Annotated in this window: 2 protein-coding genes; one reads left to right on the forward strand and one right to left on the reverse strand. The window is 68.9% G+C overall.

From position 1 onward, the window contains the following. A partial coding sequence (locus DN069_RS39130; protein WP_111507975.1) for a GNAT family N-acetyltransferase occupies window positions 1-512 on the forward strand: 512 nt, incomplete at its 5' end. A 251-nt stretch (window positions 513-763) separates the two neighbouring features. Here the strand turns inward: DN069_RS39130 and DN069_RS39135 are convergent. Beyond that, complete coding sequence (locus tag DN069_RS39135) at window positions 764-1,384, reverse strand: histidine phosphatase family protein (RefSeq protein ID WP_111507976.1); 621 nt, start codon at window positions 1,382-1,384, stop codon at window positions 764-766. Window positions 1,385-1,442 lie beyond the last annotated feature (58 nt).

Below are 1,442 nucleotides of genomic sequence, written 5' to 3' on the forward strand. Positions count from 1 at the left end.
CCCTGACCCTGCGCCCCTGGCACGAATCCGACACCCCCGCGATCGTCGCCGCCCACCGCGACGACGCGATGCGCCGCTGGCTCACGCACCCCATTGCAGAAGAGGACCAGGCCCGCGCCTGGCTCACCGACCTCAACACCCACTGCGCGAACGGCACCCTGCTCAGCTGGGCCGTCGAACAAGAAGGCACCGTCGTCGGCCACTTCACCATCAAAGCCGCCAACCCACCCGAGACCCTCGCCACCGGCGTCGGCTACTGGACTACCGCCGCAGCCCGCGGCAACGGCATCGCCTCACGCTGCGTCGACGCCGCCACCACCTGGCTCTTCGGCGACCAGGACCTCATGCCCGCCGACGAGATCGAACTCCTCCACACCGTCGGCAACGAAGGCTCCTGCCGCGTCGCCCAGAAGTGCGGCTACACCCTGGACTCCGTCCTCCCGTCCCACCCCCCGCAGTTCCCGCACCAGGGCCACCGTCACCTGCGCAAGCGACCCAGCACCGCCGCATAAGCACACGCCCCCGGGGGGACGTGTCACGCGCAATCTATGTAGTAGACGCAATTAGATTGCGTCTACTATATAGATTGCGCGCCTGCTCAGCCGCCGGCGAACCACCTGGTCAGCCAGCCCTGCCACCGCCAGCCCCGGCTCCATCCACGCCGGCCGCGTCCACCCGGCCTTGTCCTCCCACATCAGCCGACCCCAAGGCCCCCAGACGCCCGCGGATCCCAACTTCCCGCCACCCCGCCACCGCGCCGATCTCACGGCGCCCGGAGCTCAGCAGGAAAGCCGGTCCAACGCAGCGCCTCCGGGAGATGACTCATGTCGTTGTAGACCAGCACACTCGCCGCCCGCCCCGGCGCATAACGGATCACCGTGAGCGCCGCATTCGCATGATTGAAGCCCACCCAACGCCACGCAGGCGCACCCATCGCCGCCCGCACCAGCCACGCGATGAGAAACGCATGCGTGACCACCAGGTCGTAACGAGGCGCATTCCCCTCCACAACCGGCCCGGTGAAATCCGCTACCGCACGCCGAGCCAGTTCCGCACCACGCGCACGCTCCCCGGCCGTCAACGAAGCAAACCGCGCCACCAAGGCGTCAGCCGTCTCCGCAGGAAGCTCCTCCCGCTCCGGAACGTACGGAACGTAATCACCCGCAGCCTCCGACTCGCACAGCGGCAACCCACCCAACTGCCCCGCCACCAACCGAGCCGTCTGCGCCGCACGAGGCAACGGACCATGGTGAACCGACGCCAAAGGCACCCCCCGCAGCCGCCTGCCCAACCACTGTGCCTGCCGCCGCCCAGCCCCCGTCAGCCCACCCTCCTCGGACATCGCCTGACCATGACGCACGAGACAGAGATACCGATCTTGCATGCCCTCGTGGACGCCACCCCACCGGCCCCCGGTTCCTGACCCCACCTCACACCAGCGC

Source organism: Streptacidiphilus pinicola (assembly GCF_003258295.1).
In the GTDB taxonomy this organism is placed as follows: domain Bacteria; phylum Actinomycetota; class Actinomycetes; order Streptomycetales; family Streptomycetaceae; genus Streptacidiphilus; species Streptacidiphilus pinicola.